At 70.2% G+C, this 24,300-nt stretch carries 17 protein-coding genes; 6 read left to right on the top strand and 11 right to left on the bottom strand.

Features of this window, described 5'->3' with window-relative positions; genetic code table 11:
* Positions 1 to 4 precede the first annotated feature (4 nt).
* From EAE32_RS07210 to EAE32_RS07195, 4 genes are all read right to left on the bottom strand, one after another.
* Complete coding sequence (locus EAE32_RS07210; protein ID WP_121864604.1) at positions 5 to 691, bottom strand: HAD hydrolase-like protein; 687 nt, start codon at positions 689 to 691, stop codon at positions 5 to 7.
* Positions 691 to 3,672 carry an excinuclease ABC subunit UvrA gene (gene uvrA / locus EAE32_RS07205; protein WP_121864837.1) on the bottom strand — a complete coding sequence of 994 codons (2,982 nt, stop codon included), beginning with the start codon at positions 3,670 to 3,672 and terminating at the stop codon, positions 691 to 693. The genes EAE32_RS07210 and uvrA overlap by 1 nt, the downstream gene beginning before the upstream one ends.
* Before the next feature lie 106 nt (positions 3,673 to 3,778).
* Positions 3,779 to 5,599 (bottom strand): MDR family MFS transporter, encoded by a 1,821-nt coding sequence (locus tag EAE32_RS07200; RefSeq protein ID WP_121864603.1) that lies wholly within the window; start codon positions 5,597 to 5,599, stop codon positions 3,779 to 3,781.
* Positions 5,596 to 6,180 (bottom strand): MarR family winged helix-turn-helix transcriptional regulator, encoded by a 585-nt coding sequence (locus EAE32_RS07195; protein WP_121864602.1) that lies wholly within the window; start codon positions 6,178 to 6,180, stop codon positions 5,596 to 5,598. Before EAE32_RS07195 ends, EAE32_RS07200 begins: the two co-directional genes overlap by 4 nt.
* A gap of 170 nt (positions 6,181 to 6,350) precedes the next feature.
* On the opposite strand from EAE32_RS07195, the gene EAE32_RS07190 reads away from it, so the two are divergent.
* The 5 genes from EAE32_RS07190 (at position 6,351) to EAE32_RS07170 (ending at position 11,931) form a co-directional block, all read left to right on the top strand.
* Positions 6,351 to 7,007 carry an MBL fold metallo-hydrolase gene (locus EAE32_RS07190; protein WP_121845832.1) on the top strand — a complete coding sequence of 219 codons (657 nt, stop codon included), beginning with the start codon at positions 6,351 to 6,353 and terminating at the stop codon, positions 7,005 to 7,007.
* A complete protein-coding gene (locus EAE32_RS07185; protein ID WP_121845833.1) occupies positions 7,004 to 8,008 on the top strand; it encodes a bile acid:sodium symporter family protein in 1,005 nt (334 codons plus the stop codon). Before EAE32_RS07190 ends, EAE32_RS07185 begins: the two co-directional genes overlap by 4 nt.
* Before the next feature lie 44 nt (positions 8,009 to 8,052).
* Positions 8,053 to 10,665: a DEAD/DEAH box helicase gene (locus tag EAE32_RS07180; protein ID WP_121845834.1), complete on the top strand. Its 2,613-nt coding sequence runs from the start codon at positions 8,053 to 8,055 to the stop codon at positions 10,663 to 10,665.
* Between the two features lie 79 nt (positions 10,666 to 10,744).
* Positions 10,745 to 11,434: a transcriptional regulator gene (locus EAE32_RS07175; protein ID WP_121864601.1), complete on the top strand. Its 690-nt coding sequence runs from the start codon at positions 10,745 to 10,747 to the stop codon at positions 11,432 to 11,434.
* Positions 11,431 to 11,931 carry a hypothetical protein gene (locus tag EAE32_RS07170; protein WP_121845836.1) on the top strand — a complete coding sequence of 167 codons (501 nt, stop codon included), beginning with the start codon at positions 11,431 to 11,433 and terminating at the stop codon, positions 11,929 to 11,931. The genes EAE32_RS07175 and EAE32_RS07170 overlap by 4 nt, the downstream gene beginning before the upstream one ends.
* A gap of 45 nt (positions 11,932 to 11,976) precedes the next feature.
* Here EAE32_RS07170 and EAE32_RS07165 read toward each other — a convergent pair whose 3' ends face one another.
* The 5 genes from EAE32_RS07165 to EAE32_RS07145 form a co-directional block, all read right to left on the bottom strand.
* The gene (locus tag EAE32_RS07165; protein ID WP_121864600.1) at positions 11,977 to 13,218 is read right to left on the bottom strand and encodes a TerC family protein; all 1,242 of its coding nucleotides are present in this window, start codon (positions 13,216 to 13,218) and stop codon (positions 11,977 to 11,979) included.
* 306 nt (positions 13,219 to 13,524) lie between these two features.
* Positions 13,525 to 14,736, bottom strand: a complete 1,212-nt coding sequence (locus EAE32_RS07160) for a TerC family protein (protein WP_121864599.1) — start codon at positions 14,734 to 14,736, stop codon at positions 13,525 to 13,527.
* A 106-nt stretch (positions 14,737 to 14,842) separates the two neighbouring features.
* Complete coding sequence (gene uvrB / locus EAE32_RS07155; RefSeq protein WP_121864598.1) at positions 14,843 to 16,978, bottom strand: excinuclease ABC subunit UvrB; 2,136 nt, start codon at positions 16,976 to 16,978, stop codon at positions 14,843 to 14,845.
* Positions 16,979 to 17,159: 181 nt separating this feature from the next.
* Positions 17,160 to 17,786: a dephospho-CoA kinase gene (gene coaE, locus EAE32_RS07150; protein WP_121864597.1), complete on the bottom strand. Its 627-nt coding sequence runs from the start codon at positions 17,784 to 17,786 to the stop codon at positions 17,160 to 17,162.
* The gene (locus tag EAE32_RS07145) at positions 17,752 to 20,145 is read right to left on the bottom strand and encodes a dephospho-CoA kinase (protein WP_341537796.1); all 2,394 of its coding nucleotides are present in this window, start codon (positions 20,143 to 20,145) and stop codon (positions 17,752 to 17,754) included. The genes coaE and EAE32_RS07145 overlap by 35 nt, the downstream gene beginning before the upstream one ends.
* Positions 20,146 to 20,279: 134 nt before the next feature.
* On the opposite strand from EAE32_RS07145, the gene EAE32_RS07140 reads away from it, so the two are divergent.
* Entirely contained in the window at positions 20,280 to 21,017 is a 738-nt protein-coding gene (locus EAE32_RS07140; RefSeq protein WP_424321732.1) for an IMPACT family protein, read from the top strand.
* A 230-nt stretch (positions 21,018 to 21,247) separates the two neighbouring features.
* On the opposite strand, the gene rpsA is transcribed toward EAE32_RS07140, so the two are convergent.
* Both rpsA and EAE32_RS07130 read right to left on the bottom strand, forming a co-directional pair.
* Positions 21,248 to 22,738, bottom strand: a complete 1,491-nt coding sequence (rpsA, locus tag EAE32_RS07135) for a 30S ribosomal protein S1 (RefSeq protein WP_121864596.1) — start codon at positions 22,736 to 22,738, stop codon at positions 21,248 to 21,250.
* A 160-nt stretch (positions 22,739 to 22,898) separates the two neighbouring features.
* Positions 22,899 to 24,296, bottom strand: a complete 1,398-nt coding sequence (locus tag EAE32_RS07130; RefSeq protein ID WP_121864595.1) for a GNAT family N-acetyltransferase — start codon at positions 24,294 to 24,296, stop codon at positions 22,899 to 22,901.
* Positions 24,297 to 24,300: the final 4 nt, after the last annotated feature.

Below are 24,300 nucleotides of genomic sequence, written 5' to 3'. Positions count from 1 at the left end.
CTCCCTAGTGCTCCGTGTACCGACGGAGCAAGTGTGCCAAATCCCCGGGCTCCCCGGCGACTGCGGCACACCCCTGCTCCAGCTCCCCCGGGCCCGCGAAACCCCACGCGACACCGAGGCAGTCGAGACCGTGGCTGCGGGCGCCGTCGGCGTCGTAGCTGCGGTCCCCGACCATGACGGTGTGCGCGGGGTCCGGGGGCAGGGCACCGAGCCGGCGCAGTGCCTCGCCGATGATGGCGGGCTTGTCGTGGACCTGCCCGCAGCCCCCGCGCGGCGGGACGAGGTCGTCCGCGGCACCGCTCACGGTCTCGAAGTACGGGGCGAGGTCGAAGCGGGCCACCACCTCCGTGGCAATGTGCTCGGGCTTCTGCGTGGCCACCGCCTGCCGCACACCGGCATCCCTGAGCTGCTCCAGTACGGGCAGGATGCCGGGGTACACCCGCGTGCGCTCGAGCCCCTCCGTGAGGTAGCCCGCCCGGTAGACGGAGACCACCTGGGCGATCATCTCCTCGGGCACGTCCGTGAAGCGCCGCAGCGACTCGCCGATGGGCGGGCCCACGAAGCGGTCGAGGTTCTCGGGCGCCTCGAAACCGCACGTCCAGAGGGCCTCGGCCATGCCCTCGGTGATGGCGCCCGCGGGGTCCAGGACGGTGCCGTCCAGATCCCACAGGACGACGGGTCGCTGCGCCATCACGAGCCCGCCGCGGCGGCGGCCCCCGCGGTCCTCCTGCTGGAGGCGCCGACCTTTCCACCGGAGCGGTGTGCGGCCTCGCGCTGCGCGGAGTTCTCGAGCACCTCCCGCAGGAACTGGCCCGTGAAGCTCTCCTCGATCTGCGCGACCTGCTCGGGCGTGCCCTGGGCGACCACCGTGCCGCCCCCGGAGCCGCCGTTGGGTCCGAGGTCCACGATCCAGTCCGCGGACTTCACCACGTCCAGGTTGTGCTCGATGGTCATCACGCTGTTGCCCTTGTCCACGAGGCTCTGCAGCACCATGAGCAGCTTGCGGATGTCCTCGAAGTGCAGTCCGGTGGTGGGCTCGTCCAGCACGTAGATGGTCCGGCCGTTGGCCCGCTTCTGCAGCTCCGCCGCGAGCTTCACCCGCTGCGCCTCACCGCCCGAGAGCGTGGTGGCGGGCTGGCCCAGGCGCACGTAGCCCAGGCCCACCTCCACCAGGGTGTTGAGGTAGCGCGCAATCGCCGCGAACGGCGCGAAGAACTCCGCGGCCTCCTCGATGGGCATGTCGAGGACCTCGGCGATGTTCTTGCCCTTGTAGTGCACCTCCAGGGTCTCCCTGTTGTACCGGGCGCCCTTGCACACCTCGCACGGGACGTAGACGTCCGGGAGGAAGTTCATCTCGATCTTCAGGGTGCCGTCACCGGAGCACGCCTCGCAGCGCCCGCCCTTGACGTTGAAGGAGAAGCGGCCCTGCTGGTAGCCGCGCACCTTGGCCTCCTGCGTCTCCGCGAAGAGCTTGCGGATGCGGTCGAACACACCCGTGTAGGTGGCCGGGTTGGAGCGCGGGGTGCGGCCGATGGGGCTCTGGTCCACGTGGACCACCTTGTCCAGGTGCTCCAGGCCGTCGATCCGCCGGTGCCGCCCGGGCACCTGCTTGGCCCCGTTGAGCTTGTTCGCGAGACTCGTGTAGAGGATGTCGTTGACCAGCGTGGACTTGCCGGAGCCCGAGACGCCCGTGACCGCCACGAAGACGCCCAGGGGGAAGTCCACGGTGAGGTTCTGCAGGTTGTTCTCCCGCGCACCCACCACCGTGAGCTGCCGCTTCTTGTCGACCGGCCGCCGCTTCTGCGGCACCTCGATGAGCCGGCGCCCCGTGAGGTAGTCCGCGGTGATGGACTCCCGGTTCTGCAGCAGCTCGTCGTAGGTGCCGGAGTGCACCACGTCTCCGCCGTGCACGCCGGCACCGGGGCCCACGTCCACGATCCAGTCCGCCTCGCGCATGGTGTCCTCGTCGTGCTCCACCACGATGAGCGTGTTGCCCATGTCCCGCAGCCGCAGCAGGGTGTCGATGAGCCGGCGGTTGTCCCGCTGGTGCAGCCCGATCGAGGGCTCGTCCAGCACGTAGAGCACACCCACGAGCCCCGCGCCGATCTGCGTGGCCAGCCGGATGCGCTGCGCCTCGCCGCCGGACAGCGTGGCCGCGGCGCGCTCCAGGTTGAGGTAGTCCAGCCCGACGTCGATCAGGAACGTCAGGCGCGCCACGATCTCCTTGAGCACCTGGTCGCCGATCTTCGCCTCCCGGGAGTCCAGCGTGAGCTCCTCGAAGAACGTGAGCGACTCCCGCATGGGCAGCCGTGTGGCCTCCGCGATGCTCTTGCCCCCCACGGTGACCCCCAGGATGGTGGGGTTCAGGCGCGCACCGCCGCACTCGGGGCACGCCACCTGGCGCATGTACTGCTCGTAGCGGTCCTTGGCGTGGTCGGACTCGGTCTCCTCGTGCTTGCGCTTGATGTAGCCGTACACACCCTCGAAGCCCTGCGAGTACTTGCGCTCGCGGCCCCAGCGGTTGCGGTACGCCACGGTGACCTTGTAGTCCTTGCCCTCCAGCACGGCCTTGCGGGCCTTGGCGGGCAGGTCCTTCCACGGCGTGACCATGTCGAAGCCCACCTCCTTGCCGAGGCCCGCGAGCAGCCGGTTCCAGTACTCGCTCGTGGCCTTTCCGAGGGACCACGGGGCAATCGCGCCCTCCACGAGGGAGAGGTCCGGGTTGGGCACCACGAGGTCCTCGTCCACCTCGAGCCGTGAGCCGATGCCGTCGCACTTCGGGCACGCCCCGAACGGCGCGTTGAAGGAGAACGATCGGGGCTCGATCTCGTCGGTCTGCAGCTCGTGCTCGTTGGGGCACGCCAGGTTCTCGGAGAACGTGCGCCGCTCGTCCTGCCACGGGGACTCCTCGCCCTCGCGCGTGACGATCTCGATGACCACGCGGCCCTCCGCGAGGTTCAGCGCCGTCTCCACGGAATCGGTGAGGCGCTGGCGGGCGTCCGGCTTGGCGGTGAGCCGGTCCACCACCACGTCGATGGTGTGCTTGTACTGCTTCTTGAGCTTGGGGGCGTCCTCGAGCTGGACGGTCTCCCCGTCCACCACAGCGCGCGCGTAGCCCTGCTGGCTCAGCTGCTGGAAGAGGTCCTGGAACTCGCCCTTGCGGCCCTTGACCACGGGCGCGAGGACCATGAAGCGCGTGCGCTGCGGGAGCTCGAGCAGCTGGTCCACGATCTGCTGGGGGGTCTGCTTGGTGATGGGCTCGCCGCACACGGGGCAGTGGGGGTGGCCGATGCGCGCCCACAGCAGACGCATGTAGTCGTAGATCTCCGTGATGGTGCCCACCGTGGAGCGCGGGTTGCGCGAGGTGGACTTCTGGTCGATGGACACTGCCGGTGACAGGCCCTCGATGAAGTCCACGTCCGGCTTGTCCACGCGTCCCAGGAACATGCGGGCGTAGGAGGACAGCGACTCCACGTAGCGGCGCTGGCCCTCCGCGAAGATGGTGTCGAACGCGAGGGAGGACTTCCCGGACCCGGACAGACCCGTGAACACGACCATGGAGTCCCGGGGGATGGTGAGGTCCACGTTCTTGAGGTTGTGCTCGCGGGCGCCCTGCACCACGATCTCCGTGAGGTCCGAGACCCCGGAGGCGCGCGTGGCGGGCGCGTGCACGGACGTGGGCTGGCGGTCGCTGGACGTTTCGTGGGTTCGCTCTGACACGGCTGCCACTCTAGTACCCGGCCCCGACACGCCCACCGGCCCTCCCGGCGGGCCCGGATCAGGCCCGGTGGCGGGCCCTGCCGGTGGGCGCGTGGGGTGCGCGGGCGGCGTCGTCGTCCCGGGGCAGCTCCTCGGGTTCCGCGTCCGACGCCGCATGGGCGCCGCGCGGGGCGCCCCGCTCCTCCCCGCGCCCGCGCCGCAGCCCGGACGCGTTCGGGTCGATCACCGGGATCTGTCCCGTCTCCGCCCGCTCCATGCGCAGACCGGCGGCCTCCACGGGGTCCACGCGCCGCGTCACCACGGTGATCTCCCCGGTGTCCGGGTCCACCTCCGCGACGTCCACGGTGGTGCGCAGCGGCGTCTCCTTCATGAGCAGCACGCACAGCAGGGTCACGAGCGAGGCGAAGCCCGCCACGAGGAACAGGAGCCCGGTGCCCGTGCCGTAGGCCTCGCGGGTGGCCTCGAGCACGGCGGGGGGCAGACCCGCGAGGTCGATCGAGGCGGCGTCGGGGGTGGCCGACGGGTCCGCCCCGTGCTCCGCGGCGAACCGCGACATCTCCGAGGCGAGGTGGCGGGTGAGCAGGGCCCCGAAGAGGGACACGGCCACGGCACCGCCCACGGTGCGGAAGAACGCGACCGCGGAGGACGCCGAGCCCATGTCCTTGAGCCCCACGGTGTTCTGGACGGCGAGCACCAGGTTCTGGTTGAGCGTGCCCACACCCAGACCCACGAGGCAGATGTAGACGCCCACGAGCCACGCCGGGGTGGTGTGGGTCAGGTGCGACCCCAGGAACAGACCCACCGCGAGGACCACCGCACCCACGATCAGGACGCGCTTCCAGCGCCCGAAGCGGGAGATCAGCTGCCCGGCAACCATCGAGCCCAGGAACGAGCCCACGACCTGCGGGAGCATCAGCAGACCGGACTCCGTGGGCGAGTAGCCCTGGCCCAGCTGGAAGTACTGGCCCAGGTAGGTGGTGGAGGCGAACATGGCCGCGCCCGTGGCGATCGCCGCGACGATGGCGAGCACGGTGGTGCGCTCGGTGATCACGTGCAGGGGCATGGTGGGTTCGCTCGCCCGGCGCTCCACCGCCACGAACGCGACGGCGCCGACCACGGCGACGGCCAGCAGCAGGACGGCCTGCCACGAGCCCCAGTCGAAGAGCTTGCCCGCGAAGGAGACCCACAGCAGCAGGGCGGAGGTGGCCAGGGCCAGCAGGGCCATGCCCAGGACGTCGACCCTGGGTGCCCGGTCGCGGGTGACCGCGGGGACGTGGAGCGTCTTCACGATCAGCACGGCCGCGAGCACGGACAGCGGAACGGGGATCAGGAAGCACCAGCGCCAGCCGAAGGCGTCCACGATCAGACCGCCCAGCAGCGGTCCCACGGACGTGGCCACGGCCATGACCGCACCCATGTACCCCGCGTACCGCCCGCGCTCTCGCGGCGGGATGATGGTGCCCAGGATGGTCTGGGCCAGGGCCATGAGACCGCCCATCCCCACGCCCTGGATCACGCGGGCCACCACGAGCATGCCGATGCTCGTGGAGAGCCCCGCCGCACCCGAGCCGACCACGAAGATCGCGATGGCCATGAGCAGCAGCTTCTTCTTGTCGAAGAGGTCCGCGAGCTTGCCCCACACGGGGGTGGTCACGGCGTTGGCCAGCAGGGTTCCCGTGACGGTCCAGGACAGCGCCGTCTGGTCCCCTCCGAGGTCCGCCATGATCACGGGCAGTGCCGTGCCGATGATGGTCAGCGTGACCATGGCCATGAAGAACGCCGCCAGGATGCCGGTCAGCGCCTGCAGGACGTCGCGGTGCTCCTGCTCGGGGCTGCGCGTGGCGGAACCACCGCGCCTCGTGTCTCGGGGGGCTGTCACTGGGTGTTCTCCTCTCCGCGCCCGGCCGTGCCGGACGCACCGGGGTGCAGGGGGTCGGTGGTGTCGTGGGATGCGACGGGGTCGTGGGACGCGGCGGCGCCCGTGGGCACCGCCGGGATGGTGGCGGTTCGGGGGGCCGTCCCGAGCGATGCGAGGAACAGCTCCGTGAGCCGGGAGAGGCTGTCGCTCGTGCGGGCGGCGTCCTCCTCGCTCAGGTCTCCGAGCCGGGACGCGAGGCTCTCGGCGTCCGCGCGCAGGTGGCTCTCGAGCGCGGTGCGCCCGCTGGCCGTGAGGTGCACGATCTGCGCCCGGCCGTCCGCGGGGTCCGGCGTGCGGGCCACGTGCCCGAGCTGCTCCAGCACGGCGAGGTGGCGGCTCATGCCCGAGGCGCCCAGCGCGGACTCGGCCACGATGTCCTTGGCGCGGCGCCCTGGCGTGCAGCTCAGCAGCGTGAGGATGGTCGTCTGCACCACGCTCAGTTCCCGGTGCGCGGCCGACGCCTTGAGCACGCGCCGCGTGGCGCTCTGCAGCTCCAGCAGGTTGCGCACCAGGTCCTGCGCGGTGCCGTGGGACACGCTCACCGCGCGACCCCCTCCCCTCCGTGCGGCGGGCGCACTCGTCCCCCGCGGCGATATTTGTTTCACGCAACTATATATCTGCACCGCTGGGCTGTCCACGGGCGCGGGGGCACGCCCTCCCGGGGGCTACCGCCGTTCGCCCGTGCCCGGGCTCGCGGCCTACACTCGTGGGCATGATCGCCACGCAGACCGAGGTCACGGAACTCACCGACATCACCATCCGGCGGATTTCCGTGAGCGACATGGACAACAACGTGTACCTGCTCACCTCCAAGTCCGAGGGCACGCAGGTGCTCATCGACGCCGCCGACGACGCCCGCGCCATTGCGGGCATGGTGGCCGCCGGCTCCGGCGACTGCTCGGACTGGGGCAACCTGCAGCTGATCGTCACCACGCACTCCCACTGGGACCACGTGCGCGCCCTGGAGAACGTGGCCACGCACTCCGAGGCCATGACGGCCTGCGGTGCGGCGGACGAGAACGACATCGCCGTTCCCATGGACCTCACCTTCGACCACGGGGACACCGCCGAGCTGGACGGGCTCGAGCTGGAGATCGTCGAGCTGCGCGGGCACACCCCCGGTTCCATCGCCGTGGTCTACCGGGACCCGGACGGCCCCGCCCACATCTTCACCGGGGACTCCCTGTTCCCCGGCGGGCTCGGCAAGACCTCCTCCCCCGAGGACTTCCGCCAGCTCTTCCAGGACGTCACCGAGCGGCTCTTCGACCGCTTCGACGACGACACCGTGATCCACCCGGGCCACGGTGCCCCCACCACGCTGGGTGCCGAGCGGCCGCACCTGCAGGAGTGGGAAGAGCGCGGCTGGTGAGCGTCTCCCCCGCCCGCGCCCCGCGGGACGACGACGCCGCTGCCGCCCGGTCCTCCGCCGACCGCGCCGCCTACGTGGCGGTCCTGGTCTTCCCGCTCCTCGTCCTGGCCGGTGGTGCTGCGGGGTACCTGTTCGCGCCCGCCGTGCACCAGGCCGCACCCTGGACGAACCCGCTGCTGGGGCTCGTGATGTTCGGCATGGGACTGACCCTGCGCCCCGCGGACTTCGCACTGGTGGCCCGGCGGCCCGTGCCCATCCTGGTGGGGGTCCTGGCCCAGTACGTGCTCATGCCGGGGATCGCGGTGCTCGTCTCCTGGGCCCTGCAGCTGCCGCCCGAGATCGCCGCCGGCGTGATCCTGGTGGGCTGCGCCCCCGGTGGCACGGCCTCCAACGTGGTCTCCTACCTGGCCCGCGGTGACGTGGCGGTGTCCGTGACCATGACGTCCATCTCCACGCTCCTGGCGCCGCTGCTCACTCCGGTGCTCACCCTGTGGTTGGCCGGCGCGTACATGCCGCTCAACGGCGGGTCCATGGCCAAATCCATCGCCCTGGTGGTGCTGCTGCCCGTCCTGCTCGGCCTCGTGGTGCGCCTGGCGCTGCCGCGCGTGGTGACGCGCCTGCTGCCGGTGCTCCCGTGGCTTTCGGTCCTCACCATCGCCGTGATCGTGGCCATCGTGGTCTCGGGCTCCGCGGACAAGATCCTGCAGGCCGGCCTGCTCGTGCTGGTGGCCGTGGCGGTGCACAACGCCCTGGGCATGACCCTGGGGTGGCTCGTGGGCCGCCTGACCGCTCAGCCCGCGCCCGTGCGGCGCACCACCGCCATCGAAGTGGGGATGCAGAACTCGGGGCTCGCCGCCGGGTTGGCCGCGCAGTACATGTCGCCCCTGGCGGCCCTGCCCGGAGCCGTGTTCTCCGTGTGGCACAACCTCTCCGGAGCGGTGTTCGCGCTGCTGTGCCGCCGCGCGGATGCGAAGGCCGGGCGCGGCGTCGTCGTGGACTGACGGGTCCCGTGTGGGTGTCCCCGCCGGCCGCTAGGCTGACCGGGATGAAACTCCTCGACTCCCTCGCCCCAGACCTCTCCGCCCCCGGTCACCAGTACCTGCGGGGGGACTTCGCCTCCAACCCGCTGAGCGAGGACGAGATCTACGAGGGGTTCCTCGGCTGGATCGCCTCGCGGGACATGGAGCTGTACCCCGCGCAGGACGAGGCCGTGCTGGAGGTGGCCAACGGCTCCAACGTGATCCTCGCAACGCCCACCGGCTCCGGGAAGTCCACGGTGGCCGTAGCGGCGCACTTCGCGGCGCTCGCGCGGGGGCAGCGCTCGTACTACACCGCGCCCATCAAGGCACTCGTGTCCGAGAAGTTCTTCGACCTGTGCGAGATCTTCGGGGCGGAGAACGTGGGCATGGTCACCGGGGACTCTGCAGTGAACGCCGAGGCGCCCATCGTGTGCTGCACGGCGGAGATCCTCGCGAACGTGGCCCTGCGGGAGGGCCCGGACGCGGACCTCGGCGTGGTGGTCATGGACGAGTTCCACTTCTACGCGGACCCGCAGCGCGGGTGGGCGTGGCAGGTGCCGCTCATCGAGCTGCCGCAGGGCCAGTTCCTGCTCATGAGCGCCACTCTGGGGGACACCACCCGGATCGAGCACCGGCTCGAGGAGACCACGGGGCGCACCACGTCCCTGGTCTGCTCGGTGGAGCGGCCCATTCCCCTGCACCACTACTACTCCGAACGCCCCATCCACGAGGAGCTCGAGGAGCTGCTCACCACCCACCAGGCCCCCGTCTACGTGGTGCACTTCTCCCAGTTGGCGGCCGCGGAGCAGGCGCAGAACCTGATGTCCGTGGACGTGCTGAGCAAGGAGGAGAAGCAGCGGGTCGCGGAGCTCATCAAGGACTTCCGGTTCTCGGCGGGCTTCGGCAAGACCCTGAACCGGCTCGTGCGCCACGGGATCGGCGTGCACCACGCGGGCATGCTGCCCAAGTACCGTCGGCTCGTCGAGCAGCTGGCCCAGACCGGTCTGCTCAAGGTCATCTGCGGCACGGACACCCTGGGCGTGGGCATCAACGTCCCCATCCGCACCGTGCTGCTCACGGCACTCTCCAAGTACGACGGTCGCCGCACCCGCCGCCTGAGCGCACGCGAGTTCCACCAGATCGCGGGCCGCGCCGGACGCGCGGGCTACGACACCGCGGGCACCGTGGTGGTCCAGGCCCCCGAGCACGTGATCGAGAACGAGCGCGCCCTGGCCAAGGCCCGCGCCAAGCACGGGGACGACCAGAAGAAGCTGCGCCAGGTGCCCCGGAAGAAGGCACCGGAGGGCTTCGTCTCCTGGAGCCGCAAGACGTTCGACGGTCTCGTGGCCGCCCAGCCCGAGCAGCTCACGTCCTCGTTCGGCATCACCCACTCCATGGTGCTCAACATGCTGCAGCGCCCCGGGGACAACCTGGCGGCGGGCTACCGGCTGCTCACCGCCGTGGACGAGCCCCGCGCCAAGCAGCGGGCCCTCGTGCGCCACGCACTGGCCATCCTCAAGGAGCTGCTGCGCGCCGGTGTGGTGGTGCGGCTTCCCGAGCCGGACGAGACCGGACGCCGCTACCGGCTCACCGTGGAGCTGCAGGAGAACTTCGCGCTGAACCAACCGCTGTCCCCCTTTGCCCTGGCGTCCCTGGGGCTGCTGGACCCGGAGTCCGAGACCTACGCGCTGGACGTGGTCTCCGTGATCGAGGCCACCCTGGAGAAGCCCCGGCAGGTGCTGAACCTGCAGGAGAAGAAGGTCAAGGGCGAGGCGCTGGCCACCATGAAGGCCGAGGGCCTCGAGTACATGGAGCGGATGCGCGAGCTCGACGAGATCAGCTATCCGCAGCCCCTCAAGGAGCTGCTGGACCAGGCCTTCGAGACCTACCGCGGCTCCTCGCCGTGGGTCTCGCAGTTCGAGCTGTCCCCCAAGTCGGTCGTGCGGGACATGTACGAGCGCGCCATGACGTTCGGGGACTACGTGCAGTTCTACGGCCTGGCCCGCTCGGAGGGGATTCTGCTGCGCTACCTCTCGGACGCGTACAAGGCCCTGCGCCAGACCGTGCCGGTGGATGCCACCACCGAGGCGCTCACGGACCTCGTGGAGTGGCTCGGGGAGTCCATCCGGCAGACGGACAACTCCCTGCTGGACGAGTGGGAGAAGCTCGCGTCCGGCGAGGAGTCCCCCATGGAAACCGGCGCGGACTCCCTCGAGGAGCTCGTGGCGGAGCAGCCCGAGGGCGTCACCGCCAACCGCCGGGCCTTCCGGGTGATGGTGCGCAACGCCCTGTTCCAGCGGGTGGAGCTCTTCGCCCAGGAGAAGGACAAGGTGCTGGGCGCCCTGGACGAGAAGACCGGGTGGGACCGCGACCGCTGGGCGGACGCGATGGACGCGTACTTCGACGAGCACGAGGACATCTACACCGACGCCCAGTCCCGCGGCCCCTCCCTGATCCGGATCACCGAGGACCCCGAGGGCCTGGCCGGGTTCTGGACCGTGGTGCAGGTCTTCGACGACCCCGACGGCCACCACGACTGGGGCATCAACGCCCGGATCGACCTCGCGGCCTCGGACGAGGACGGCTTCCCCGCCGTGCTCGTGGACAACGTGGGGCCGGTCACGGACACCGGGCGCTGAACCGGCCACACAGTAATGCGTCCAGATACGCATAGTTGGATATGATGCGCTTCAAAGCGCATATCGGAGGAGGACAGGGATGTTCGTCCTGACCATCGACCGCCGCGCGTCCCGCCGGGACCGTGACGGTCTGGACATGCGTGCCGAGCGTGACCGGCTGCAGCGCGACCTCCCCCACCCGGTGCTCGACTGGGACGTCAACGCCGGGGACGAGCTCCAGGCCCTGTACGACGACGCCGCCGCCGCCCTCGCCGCCGTCCTGGCCCTCACCGCCACGGAGCAGTGGCACGTGGGACTGGGCGTGGGTGCCGTGGACGAGCCGCTGGCCGGAACCGTGCGGGAGTCCACGGGCCCCGCCTTCGTGGCGGCGCGGGAGGCCGTGAACGCGGCCAAGGAACGGGACACCCCCGCCGTGCGGGGCAACGAGTGGGCCGAGCAGGCCGGGGCCGTGCTGGGTCTGGTCTGCGCCGTGCGCGGGCGCCGCTCCCCCGCCGGGCACGAGGCCGCCACGCTGGCGGAGTCCGGGCTCACCCAGCACGCCGTGGCCGCGCGGCTCAACATCGGGCAGTCCTCGGTCTCCCGCCGACTGAGTGCGGCCCTGTGGCACGAGGAGCGCGAGGCCCGCGACAGCATCCGTGCCCTCCTGCAGCTCGCGGACGGCCACGAACCGGATCGGGCCGCCGCGGACGCGCCACGCGCTCCACACCAGGGAGCCACGCAGTCCGCGCGGATTCCCGCCCGCCACGCCGCCGGGAGGCAGACGCCGTGACCCTCCTCCGACCCCTCGCCACGGTGGTGCTGCCCGCCGCGCTCGTGCTCGTGACCGCGGTGCTCACCTGGGTCTCGGGCACCGTGCCCCGGGAGTGGGCCTACCCGGCGCTGCTCGTGGCCGGATCGCTGTCCGGCGACCCCGTGGTGCGCGCCGTGTTCTCGTTCGCGGACGTCTCCCACGAGCGGCCGCAGCCGGCCACGAGCCCCTGGACGGAGTCCGAGGCCACGGCCGAGCCCGTGGACCCGCCCCTGCGCGGCGGCCTCGTGATCGGGGCGCTGGAGCGCGCCGCCGCCATCGTCTCCCTGCTGACCGGCATGGTGGCGGGCATCGGAGTGGTCGTGGCCGTCAAGGGTCTCGCGCGCTACGGCGAGTTCACCAACGCCCGCCAGCGCGAGCAGTTCATCATCGGCACCCTGGTGTCCCTGCTGTGGGCGGCGCTGTTCGCGGGCGCCGCGCTGTGGTGCACGACGCCGCCCGGGCCGTTCGCCGGGTAGCCGGCGGGCCCGCGTCTCCGGCCGGGCGGCGTCGTCCGCCCTCTCCTACCGGGCCCCACCCGGGACATCCGGGGAGGGCGTCACCACCCGGCCCGTCTCCTCGAACTCCCGGTGCTGGCCCCGTGCGGTCTCCAGCATGTGGCGGAACCGGGTGCGAGACCCGATGAGCTCCTCCTTGTGCTTCTCCGAGATCCTCGGGAAGTGCTCCTGGAGGTCCTTGAGCTGGTCCGCGATCTCGTGGCGCCGCTCCGCGGGAGCGTCTGCCGGCAGGGCCAGGTAGCGCTCCGTGAGGTCCTGCGTCTTCTGGATCGTGCGCAGCGCGCGGCCCTTCGGGCTGAACAGGGACGCGAGCACGGTGACCACGAGGACGCCCACGATCACGGTGAGGGACGTGCCGATGCCGATCTCCACCACGGCCACGTGCTCACCGTTGTTGATGAACGGCAGCGAGTTCTCGTGCAGTGCGTGCAGGATGAGCTTCACGCCGATGAAGGCGAGGATCACCGACAGTCCCCACGAGAGGTAGATGAGGCGGTCCAGCAGGCCGTCGATCAGGAAGTAGAGCTGCCGCAGCCCCATGAGCGAGAACGCCGTGGCCGTGAAGACGATGTACGGCTCCTGGGTCAGCCCGAAGATCGCCGGGATCGAGTCCAGCGCGAAGAGGATGTCCGTGCCGCCGATCGCGATCATCACGAGCAGCATGGGGGTCAGCGCGCGCTTGCCGTGGTGGACCGTGAACAGCTTGTCGCCGTCGTAGTGGTCCGTGGTGTGGACGACCTTCCGGGCCAAGCGCACCACCACGTTGTCCGCCTCGTGGGACGCGTTCTCCGTCATCTCCCCCTTGATGAGGTTGCCGGCCGTGAAGATCAGGATCAGCCCGAACAGGTAGAAGACCCACGCGAACGCGTTGATGGCCGCGGCACCCACGAAGATGAACACCGTGCGGGCCACGAGCGCGAAGACGATGCCGAACAGCAGCACCTTCTGCTGGTCCGCGCGCGGCACCGCGAAGGAGCCCATGATGATGAGGAACACGAACAGGTTGTCCACGGACAGCGCCTTCTCCGTGATGTACCCGCCGTAGTACTCGGCCATCAGGGTGGTGCCGTCCAGCCACAGGACCACGAGGCCGAACGCGAGGGCGATGCCCACGTACACCGCGGACCACACCGCAGCTTCCCTGATGGTGGGCTCGTGGGCCTTGCGGACGTGGAAGATGAAGTCGTAGGCCAGCAGGCCGAGGATGAAGGCGATCGTGACGCCCCATTGCAACGTGGTGATCTCCACGGGGACTCCTTGTGGGTGGGTGGAACCGCACAAGTCTCTCCCCCACGTCCAGGATCCTGCGCCTCGTGGCGGGTCTTCCGGTGGTCGTGGCCCGTGCCCGGCCCGGCGGTGGCGCCGGACGTACTGACGTGCACGGGGAGGCGGGATACTCCCCTGATCGTCACCCACTATACCGGTGGCGCACCCCCTGTGCCCAGACCCCGCCGAGGTGATCGTGGCCTCGCGGGATGTGGCGCCGGAACGCCGTACCGGACGCCGCGGGCCCCACCGGTCCTCGACCGGTGGGGCCCGCTCCCCGGCGGATGGTCAGTTGTTCTCCGCCTCCCCGACGCGCTTCTCCCGCAGCCCGTGGGCGCGCTCGAGCAGGTCGTGGTAGCGGGCCTCGGACTCGATGAGCTCGTCCTTGTACTTGGCCTTCACGCCCGGCAGCTGGTCCCGGTACTTCTTCATCTTCTCGGCGGCCTTGGTCCGCTCCTCCACGGGGGCGGACTCCGGGAGGCTGAGGTAGCGCTCGGACCAGTCCCGCGCACCGTTGATGATGCGCACGGCGCGGCCCTTGGGGCTGTAGAGGGACGCCACGACCGTGAGCACCAGGACACCGATGATGACCGCAAGGGAGAACCCGGTGGTCACCTCCACCACGTGCACGGGTTGACCGTCGTTGATGAACGGCAGGGTGTTCTCGTGCAGTGCATGGAGGATGAGCTTGACGCCGATGAAGCCCAGGATGATCGCGAGTCCCCAGGAGAGGTAGATGAGACGGTCCAGCAGCCCGTCGATCAGGAAGTAGAGCTGGCGCAGACCCATGAGGGAGAACGCCGTGGCGGTGAAGACGATGTACGTCTCCTGCGTGAGTCCGAAGATCGCGGGGATGGAGTCCAGGGCGAACATGATGTCCGTCAGCCCGATGGCCACCATGACCAGCAGCATGGGGGTCATCACGCGTTTGCCGTCCACCTCCGTGAACAGCTTGTCGCCGTCGTACTCGTCCGTGGTCTTGAGGAAGCGCTTGGCCAGGCGCACCATGATGTTGTTGGCCTCGTCGTCCTCGTCCTTGTCGGTGATCTCGCCCTTGACCAGGTTCCCGGCCGTGTAGATGAGGAAGAGCCCGAAGACGTAGAACAGGGCGGCCCACCGGTTGATGGCGGCCGCGCCCACGAAGATGAACAGCGTGCGGGCGATCAGCGCCACCACGATGCCGAACAGCAGCACCTTCTGCTGGTCAGCGCGCGGGACCTTGAAGGACGCCATGATGATGAGGAACACGAACAGGTTGTCCACGGACAGCGCCTGCTCCGTGACGAACCCGGCGTAGTACTCCGCCGCGAAGGCCGGTCCGTCCCAGAACAGCACGATGAGCCCGAACAGCAGTGCCAGGGAGACGTACAGGCTCGTCCACGTGGCCGCTTCCTTCACGGTGGGCTCGTGGGGCTTGCGGGCGTGGAAGATGAAGTCGTAGGCCAGCAGGCCCACGATCACCGCGATGGTGATGCCCCATTGCAGTCCGGATATTTCCACGGGTACCCCTTAGGCGTGAGAGTGACAGGGAACAACCCGGGACCGGGCCGTACAGGAGCGCCAGTTTACCCGAGCGGCGCCCTCGGCACCCGGGCCGTGGGCCCGGTCACGCGTGGCCCGCCTCCTTCATGCGGCGCAGCTCCTTCTTGAGGTCCGCGATCTCGTCCCGCAGGCGCCCGGCGAGCTCGAACTTCAGCTCCGCCGCGGCGTTGCGCATCTGCTCGCTGAGCTCCCCGATGAGCTGCACGAGGTCCTCCGCGGGTGCCGCCGCCACGCCGTCGCGCAGCAGCTTGGACTCCGCCGCAGCGGCGTCGCCGCCCTTCTGCGTCCCCTTGCCCTTCGCACCCTTGACCGGTGCCGTGTGGTTGTTGGCCGCGGCCCGCTGGGCGAGCAGGGCCTGGGTGTCCTCGTCCTCGCGGGCCAGCTGATCGGTGATGTCCGCGATCTTCTTGCGCAGCGGCTGCGGGTCGATCCCGTGCTCCGTGTTGTACGCCACCTGGATCTCGCGGCGCCGGTTGGTCTCCTCGATGGCCACGTCCATGGAGCGGGTGATCTTGTCCGCGTACATGTGGACCTCGCCGGAGACGTTGCGGGCCGCGCGGCCGATGGTCTGGATCAGGGACGTGGTGGAGCGCAGGAAGCCCTCCTTGTCCGCGTCCAGGATGGCCACCAGGGACACCTCGGGCAGGTCCAGGCCCTCGCGCAGCAGGTTGATGCCCACGAGGACGTCGAACGTGCCCATCCGCAGCTCGCGCAGCAGCTCCACACGGCGCAGGGTGTCCACGTCCGAGTGCAGGTACTGCACCTTGACCCCGTGCTCCATGAGGTACTCGGTGAGGTCCTCGGCCATGCGCTTGGTCAGAGTGGTCACGAGCACACGCTCGTCCCGCTCCACGCGCAGCTCGATCTGCTCCAGGAGGTCGTCGATCTGACCCTTGGTGGGCTTCACGACCACCTGCGGGTCCACCAGGCCGGTGGGTCGGATGATCTGCTCCACCACGGAGTCCACCTTGGACATCTCGTACGGACCCGGGGTGGCGGACATGTACATGGTCTGCCCGATCCGCTCCAGGAACTCGCCCCACTTCAGGGGCCGGTTGTCCATGGCGGAGGGCAGCCGGAAACCGTGGTCCACCAGGGTGCGCTTGCGGGACATGTCCCCCTCGTACATGCCGCCGATCTGCGGCACGGTCACGTGGGACTCGTCGATGATGAGCAGGAAGTCGTCCGGGAAGTAGTCCAGCAGGCAGTGCGGGGCGGACCCGCGCGGGCGGCCGTCGATGTGCAGCGAGTAGTTCTCGATGCCGTTGCAGTAGCCCATCTGCTCCATCATCTCGAGGTCGTACGTGGTGCGCATGCGCAGCCGCTGGGCCTCCACGAGCTTGTTCTGGGACTCCAGCTCCTGCAGCCGCTCCCGCAGCTCGTTCTGGATGGACTCGATGGCCATGGCCATCCGCTCCGCGCCGGCCACGTAGTGGGAGGCGGGGAACACGTACATCTCCTGCTCCTCGTTGACGATCTCCCCGGTGAGCGGGTGCAGGGTGTAGATGGCCTCGATCTCGTCCCCGAAGAACTCGATGCGCAGCGCCATCTCCTCGTACATGGGGATGATCTCCACGGTGTCCCCGCGCACGCGGAATGTGCCACGGTGGAAGTCGACGTCGTTGCGCACGTACTGCATGTTCACGAACTGGCGCAGCAGGGCGTCCCGGTCCATCTCCTGGCCCACGGCCAGCGTGACCATCTGCTTGACGTACTCCTCCGGTGTGCCCAGGCCGTAGATGCACGAGACCGTGGAGACCACCACGGTGTCCCGGCGGGTCAGCAGCGCGTTGGTGGCGGAGTGGCGCAGCCGCTCCACCTCCTCGTTGATGGAGGAGTCCTTCTCGATGAAGGTGTCCGTCTGCGGCACGTACGCCTCGGGCTGGTAGTAGTCGTAGTAGGAGACGAAGTACTCCACCGCGTTGTTGGGCAGCAGCTCCCGCAGCTCGTTGGCCAGCTGCGCGGCGAGCGTCTTGTTCTGCACGAGCAGCAGAGTGGGCCGCTGCACGGCCTCGATCAGCCACGCCGCGGTGGCGGACTTGCCGGTGCCCGTGGCGCCCAGGAGCACCACGTCCTTCTCGCCGCCCTGGATGCGCTCCGAGAGCTCCGCGATGGCCCTGGGCTGGTCCCCGGCGGGCTGGAACTCGGACACGACCTCGAACGGGGCGACCACACGGTTGATCTTCTGCGCGAGCGACATGCCACCAGGCTACGCGGGCCCTCCGACACGCACGACGACGCCGCACGGCCCTCTGGGTGCCGCGTCGTCCGCGTGCGGAAACGGCCCCGGGACGTGCCCCGTGACGAGCTGTTCCGTCCCCGGGTCCGGCAGTGCCCGAGGAGTCCCGCGCCGTGGATCCGCCGCGGCCGCCGACTGGCGGTCAGGCCGTCTCGGCCTCCCACCACTGCCGCACCTGGCGCTCGAGGTCCTCGCGCGTCCCGGAGTTGTCGAAGACGGTGGTGGCCACGGCACGGCGCTGGGCGTCCGAGGCCTGGGCGGCAATGCGGCGTCGCGCGTCGTCGGGGTCCATGCCGCGGTCCGCGACCATGCGGCGCACGCGCTCGGCCTCGGGGGCCTCGACCACCAGCACGCGGTCCATGTCCGTGTGCTGACCGGTCTCCACGAGCAGCGGGATGTCCTGCACGAGCACTCCCCCGGGTGGCACCGTGGCCGCGAGCCGGGCGGCCCCGGCACGCACGAGCGGGTGCATGATGCCGTTGAGCTCGGCGAGCTCCTCCCGGTCGGCGAAGACGAGCGCGGCGAGGGCGGCGCGGTCCAGCCGCCCCGTGCCCCGGTCCAGGACCTGCTCGCCGAAGTGCGCCACGATGGCGGCCAGCCCCGGGGCCCCCGGCTCCTGCAGCTCGCGTGCAAGGGCATCGGCGTCCACCACCACGGCGCCGAGGCCTGCGAGGCAGCCGGAGACCGTGGACTTGCCGGAGGCGATGCCGCCCGTGAGACCGACCTTCAGGACGTCAGTTCGTCCCGCGCGCGTGAACGGTTCCGTCATGCTCCTGGCCTTCCGTGGGATCGTCCTCCTGCAGGACGGGCAGGACCTCATCCTCCCAGATGGCGCGGACCTGCTCGCGCACCTGCGCGACGTCCCCGTCGTTGACGATCACCCGGTCCGCGATGTCCCTGGTCTCGTCCTCGGACGGCGCCCGGTCCACGATGTCCCACGCGACGTCCGCGGGCACGCCCTCGTCCTCGCGCAGCCGCTGGACGCGCTCCTCCGCGGGCGCGGCCACGGCCACCACGAGGTCGAATCGGTCGTGCTGCTCCGTCTCGAGCGGGTCGCGGAGCACCTGGACCATCACGGCATCGGGTCCGGCCTCCCGGGCACGGCGCCGCGCCGTCTCCCGCATGTGCGGCATCAGCAGCTCGTGGGCGCGGGTGCGCACCGTCTCGTTGCGGGCCATGAGCTCGTCGAGCGCGTCCGAGACGTCGGCCGCCGGTGCCGCCGGGCCCGTTCCCAGCTGCTCGCCGAAGATGCGGTCCACCTCCTCACGCGTGGCGGTTCCGGGCTCCAGCAGCTCGTGCCACATCTGCACACTGTCCAGCATCACGGCGCCGAGCTCCTCGAAGGCGTGCGCCGCGGTGCGCTTGCCCGAGGAGGCGCCACCCGTCAGTGCCAGCTGGTACACCGGGCGGCCCTCCTGCTCGCGCTGCCAGTGCCACGTGCGCGGTTGGTGGGTGTCGTTCTCGGGCTCGGTGCCCACCTCGTACTCGGGGCGGATCACGAACTCGGAGACCGCCGCTGTGTCCTCCTGCGCGCGCCGGTGGTACTCCTCCGCGGGAAGCACCTTCTTCCACTGCCGGGTGCGCATGGGGCGGGCCGTGCCCGCGTCCTGCCGCAGCGCCTGCAGCAGCATGACCGCCTGCAGCACCTCCAGCAGCATCACGGGCGCGCCGATCACGATGATGACCTCCTGCAGCGCGTCGAGCCCGTTCTCGCCCGCGGTCAGCAGGATCGCCGCGCACACCGCACCCACGGCCAGGGTCCAGAAGACCCGCTGCCGCCGGGGTGCCTCGTCCTCGTGCCCGTTGGCCATCGCGTCCATGACCAGGGCACCGGAGTCGATCGAGGTGATGAAGAAGATGGTGATGACCACCAGGGCCACCAGGGCGGTGACGGCGAACCAGGGCATGGAGCCGAGGAACTGGAACAGCGCGGCCTCGGGGTTGCCCTGGGTCACGATCGTGTCCGTGAGGCTGCCCCGGGTCTCGGGGGCCCGGTCGATGCGGATCGCGTTGTAGCCGTAGATCGCCATCCACACGGCCACGAAGGCCGAGGGGACGGCCAGCACGCCCACCACGAACTGGCGGATGGTCCGGCCCCGCGAGATCTTGGCCACGAACATGCCCACAAAGGGCGCCCACGTCACGGTCCACGCCCAGTAGAAGACGGTCCAGTCCCCGGACCACTCGCCGTTGCCGTGGGTGTCGTTGAAGAACGCGAGCGTGGGCAGCTGGTTGACGTAGCTGCCCACGGACTCCACGATCGCGCGCATGGTGGACATGGAGGCACCCGCCATGAGCACGAACAGCATCAGGGCCACCGCGAGCACGATGTTGGCGTAGGACAGCCGCTTGACGCCCTTCTCCATGCCTGCGACCACGGAGGCGAGACCCACGGCGGTGATGACCGCAATGATGCCCGCCTGCACCCAGCCCGACACGGGGACCCCGTACACGTAGGTGAGGCCGCTGTTGATCTGCAGGGAGCCCATGCCCACGGAGACCGCGAGTCCGAACACCGTGGCGACGATCGCCAGGATGTCGATGGCCTTGCCCCACGGCCCGTGGATGCCGTCCCCCAGCAGCGGGTGGAACGCGGAGGACACCCGCGGAGGCAGCTTGCGCTTGTACGTGAAGTAGCCGAACGCGAGCCCCGGCACCGCGAGGATCGTCCACATGTGCAGCCCGAAGTGGAAGTTGGCGATGTTCAGCGCCTCCACGGCCGCCCGGTCGGAGCCCGCCTCCGTGCCGTACATGGGCGGGTTCGCGTAGTGGGTGATCGGTTCGGCCACACCCCAGAACATCAGGATGGCCCCCACCCCTGCCGCGAACAGCATGCCGAACCAGGTGAGGCCGGAGTACGCGGGCAGGGAGTCGTCGTCGCCGATCTTGACGCGGCCGTAGCGGCTCACCGCGAGACCCAGCGCGAAGACCACGAGCGCCGTCACGCTGAAGGTGTAGAACCAGCCGGTCTCGTACCGCAGAACGTGGGCCACGGCACCGAAGGCACCCTGCACGGGACCGGGGAACAGACCCATGGCCACGGTGAACACGACCACCAGGGCCGCCGAGAGGAAGAAGATGGAGGGTGTGGTGCGTAACCCGAGACGGTCGTGGAGACGATTGAGCACGGAAACAATGCCTTCGGCTGGAGAACGGGTGGGGTGGGCCGCCACGGCGGCCGCACTCACTGTACCGGCCCGTGAGTTCGTCTCCCGCGGGTGGCGCGGCGGGCGGCGCGCAGACGCATTCCTAGACTGGTCGGGTGCCCCACGAAGCATCCGCCGTTCCCGCAGCCCCCACCGCCCCCGCCGGTCCGGGCGTGTCCTACACCGTGCTGCGCTTCCCTGCCGCCCACACCGCGGAGCTGGAGGTCAAGAGGTCCCGCTTCCTGGCGGTGCTCACCCGGGTGCAGAGCGAGGCGCACGCCAGGGAGGTGATCGCCGAGGTGGCCGCGCGGCACCGGGATGCCCGGCACCACTGCACGGCCTTCGTCCTCGGGCCCACCCGGGACACGGCGCGCTCCTCCGACGACGGCGAGCCCTCCGGAACCGCGGGCATGCCCATGCTGCAGGCGCTCACCCAGTACGCGACACCCGCTCAGCGCGCCGCGGGCGAGCCCGGTGACCTCTCGGACGTGTGCGCCGTGGTGGTGCGGTGGTTCGGCGGGGTCAAACTCGGAGCAGGCGGCCTGGTCCGGGCCTACGCGGGCGCCGTGAGCGCTGCGCTGGACACGGCTCCCCTGACCCGTCGGCTGCGCTGCCGTCCCCTCACACTCACGGCGCCTCACTCGGACGCGGGCCGCGTGGAGGCCGAGATCCGCGCACACGGCTTCACGGTCCTTCCCACCGAGTACGACGCCGCCGGGGCCGTTCTCCACGTCCTGGTACCGGACCTGCCGCCCGAGCTGGACGCCGCCCGCCGCGCGCTGGCGGGCATCACCTCCGGTGCCGCCGACGTCCGCACCGGACCCGTGAGCTGGCACGACCTGCCCGGGGACTGAGCACCGGGCGGCCGCACCGGTGGCCGCACCTTTTCCCTGCAGGACGCGGCGCGATCCGCCACCAGCACTCCGGCCGCACCTCGGCAGGGTGCCCCGGGCCCTCTCGCACCACCACGTCGGCAGCACCCGGGGCCCGACGCAACGACGAGGTCCCGCACCCCCGAGGGGGTGCGGGATCTTGCCCGGCGTGCGGTGCCCGTCACCGGGCACCGCAGCTCACTTCACAATGCTCAGTGGCCGGTGAGCTTCTCGCGCAGCGCGGCGAGGGCCTCGTCGGACGCGAGCGTCCCGGAGTCCTCGGCCGGAGCCTCGGAGGAGTAGCTCGTGGGACCCGAGGAGTGGCTCGGGGACGCCGAGGACGAGGAGGAGGAGGAGGAAGAGGACGAGGTGGTCGCGGCCTCCTGGTCGTCCTGGATGTGCTTGCGCACCTGCTCCTTGTGGGCATCCCAGCGGGACTGGGCCTGAGCGTACTGCTCCTCCCACGCCGCGCGCTGGTCCTCGTAGCCCTCGATCCACTCGTTGGTCTCGGGATCGAAGCCCTCGGGGTACTTGTAGTTGCCCTGGTCGTCGTACTCGGCGGCCATGCCGTACTGGGCGGGGTCGAACTCGGTGGACTCCGGGTCCACACCCTCGTTGGCCTGCTTCAGGGACAGCGAGATGCGGCGACGGTCCAGGTCGATGTCGATGACCTTGACGAACAGCTCCTCGTTCACGGAGACGACCTGCTCGGCCATGTCCACGTGGCGCTGCGCCAGCTCGGAGATGTGCACCAGGCCCTCGATGCCGTCCTCGACGCGCACGAACGCACCGAAGGGAACCAGCTTGGTGACCTTGCCCGGCACGACCTGGCCCAGGGCGTGGGTGCGGGCGAAGAGCTGCCAGGGATCCTCCTGGGTGGCCTTCAGGGACAGGGAGACGCGCTCGCGGTCCATGTCCACGTCCAGCACCTCGACCGTGACCTCCTGGCCGACCTCGACGACCTCGGACGGGTGGTCGATGTGCTTCCAGGACAGTTCGGAGACGTGCACCAGGCCGTCCACGCCACCGAGGTCCACGAACGCACCGAAGTTGACGATCGAGGAGACGGTGCCCGTGCGGACCTGACCCTTCTGCAGCTGCTGCAGGAAGTTGGCGCGCACCTCGGACTGGGTCTGCTCGAGCCAGGCACGGCGGGACAGCACCACGTTGTTGCGGTTCTTGTCCAGCTCGATGATCTTGGCCTCGAGCTGCTGGCCGATGTACGGCGCGAGGTCGCGGACGCGGCGCATCTCCACGAGGGAGGCCGGGAGGAAGCCGCGCAGGCCGATGTCCAGGATGAGGCCGCCCTTGACGACCTCGATGACGGTGCCGGTGACGACGCCGTCGTCCTCCTTGACCTTCTCGATGTCGCCCCAGGCACGCTCGTACTGAGCGCGCTTCTTGGAGAGGATCAGGCGGCCTTCCTTGTCCTCCTTGGTGAGGACCAGAGCCTCCACCTCGTCACCCACGGCCACGACATCGTCGGGGTTGATGTCGTGCTTGATGGACAGCTCGCGAGAGGGGATGACACCTTCGGTCTTGTACCCGATGTCCAGGAGGACCTCGTCGCGGTCGACCTTGACGACGGTGCCTTCCACGAGGTCGCCGTCGTTGAAGTACTTGATGGTCGCGTCGACAGCGGCGAGGAAGTCCTCCTCGGTTCCGATGTCGTTGACGGCAACCTGCTGGGTGGTGGTGGTCATGTAGTAGGGACTCCGATGGAATTGGTGTGATGGATTGTCACTTCCGCGGCCGGCCCGGTGGGGCACGACGCAGCGGAAGCGTCGAACTTGGTGTGGGCGTGCGAAAACACGCACCGTGCCAGTCTAGTGGCCGGCCGGTGCGGGTTCAAGCCTGCGCCGCTCAGAACGGGGAGATGCAGTACGGGTCCGCGGGGGTGGACATCAGGTCCTGCAGGTCGCGCAGCGCGGTCTCGTCCCGCACGCGCAGCAGGCCGGCGTCGTGCAGCGTGGACGCCTTGACCGCGCCCAGGTACAGCGAGCCCAGCAGGTCCACCGTGAGGGCGGCGTCGGCGCCCTCGGGCAGCTCGACGGCGGGCAGGGACTTCCCGGCGCGGTCGTCGTCCGTGCGGGGCCGGTCCCCCACTCGCTCCACGCGGGTCTGCTCCCCCGTGGTGTCGATGGTGAACAGGCCGTCCGCGAAGTCCATGGGGTCCACGATCGACAGCGTGATCCTCCGGTGGGCGGTGTAGTGCCGTGCGGACAGCGCCGCCACGGGGTCCAGCACGCGCAGCCACACCCGGTCCGCGCGCTTGTGCACGGTGTAGGCGGACATGTCCACCATTCCCCACATCAGCGGGTCCTCGATGGGCGCGGACCGGTAGCGCACCTCGGTCACGAGGTCCAGGTTGCACAGGAACTCCCACAGCGCGATCCGTGCCTGCGGCGTGGCCCCCACGAGGTCCACGACCTCCAGGGTGCCCTCGTAGCCCTGGGTGGGCAGGAACTTGTAGCTGACGTAGCCGTCGGGCCCGCCCTGCTCGTCGTAGTGGACGGCCGTGCGCAGCTCGGGCTCGGCGGCACCGCGGTGCCAGTTCCACTGCCCCGAGACGTAGTCCCACCACTTCGTCGTGCGCAGCAGCGAGCCCGCCGTGGCACAGTGGAAGCGCCCGAAGATCTCCGGCGCGAGCCGGGCCACCGCCAGGTTGTCCGCCATCTCCACGCTGCCGGTGGTGGGAGCCTTGAGCTGCAGCCGGGTGTGCGCGTCCACCGTGATCTCGGCATTGAACGTGGCGGCACCGAAGCCGAAGCGGCCGTAGATCGTCGCCTCCGAGGCCGTCAGTGCGGCCACCGGGAAGCCGGCCTCGTGCGCCTCGGTGAGGTCCTCGGTCATGAGGCGGCGCAGCAGCCCACGGCGCGCGTGGGTGGGGCGCACGGTGACCTCGGAGATCAGCCACGCCGGGATGCTGCGGCCCTCCCCCAGGGTCAGCTCCGAGTTCCACGAGCAGAAGGTGGCCACGGGCCGGTCCGCTCCGAGAGCTGCCGGTGGCACGGGGTCCGCCGTGTAGACCGAGCGCAGGCGGGTGCCGGCCTCCCGCAGTGAGCGCAGGATGTGCGAGGTGGCCTCGTCCGTGGGCTCGGAGTCGTGGAAGCCCTGGTACACCGCACGGTTCCACTGCACCGCCTCCGGGTTCTCCGCGAGCGGTCCCTCGCTCACGTGGAAGCGCCGGAGCACGTAGGTGTTGCCGCGCGCGCTGTGGGTGCTCTCGCGGGGCGGCTCGTGCTGGGGGGTGGTGCTCATGGGC

Source organism: Kocuria tytonicola (assembly GCF_003687175.1).
Classification (GTDB): domain Bacteria; phylum Actinomycetota; class Actinomycetes; order Actinomycetales; family Micrococcaceae; genus Kocuria; species Kocuria tytonicola.
Note: the sequence above shows the minus strand (reverse complement) of the source record. Positions and strands in the feature narration are given on the sequence as shown.

What these genes read in the sequence shown, in the direction of transcription:
- EAE32_RS07210 (WP_121864604.1), bottom strand. Translation starts at nt 691, where the DNA reads ATGGCGCAGCGACCCGTCGTCCTGTGGGATCTGGACGGCACCGTCCTG.
- EAE32_RS07190 (WP_121845832.1), top strand. Translation starts at nt 6,351, where the DNA reads ATGATCGCCACGCAGACCGAGGTCACGGAACTCACCGACATCACCATC.
- EAE32_RS07180 (WP_121845834.1), top strand. Translation starts at nt 8,053, where the DNA reads ATGAAACTCCTCGACTCCCTCGCCCCAGACCTCTCCGCCCCCGGTCAC.
- EAE32_RS07175 (WP_121864601.1), top strand. Translation starts at nt 10,745, where the DNA reads ATGTTCGTCCTGACCATCGACCGCCGCGCGTCCCGCCGGGACCGTGAC.
- uvrB (WP_121864598.1), bottom strand. Translation starts at nt 16,978, where the DNA reads ATGTCGCTCGCGCAGAAGATCAACCGTGTGGTCGCCCCGTTCGAGGTC.
- coaE (WP_121864597.1), bottom strand. Translation starts at nt 17,786, where the DNA reads ATGACGGAACCGTTCACGCGCGCGGGACGAACTGACGTCCTGAAGGTC.
- rpsA (WP_121864596.1), bottom strand. Translation starts at nt 22,738, where the DNA reads ATGACCACCACCACCCAGCAGGTTGCCGTCAACGACATCGGAACCGAG.
- EAE32_RS07130 (WP_121864595.1), bottom strand. Translation starts at nt 24,296, where the DNA reads ATGAGCACCACCCCCCAGCACGAGCCGCCCCGCGAGAGCACCCACAGC.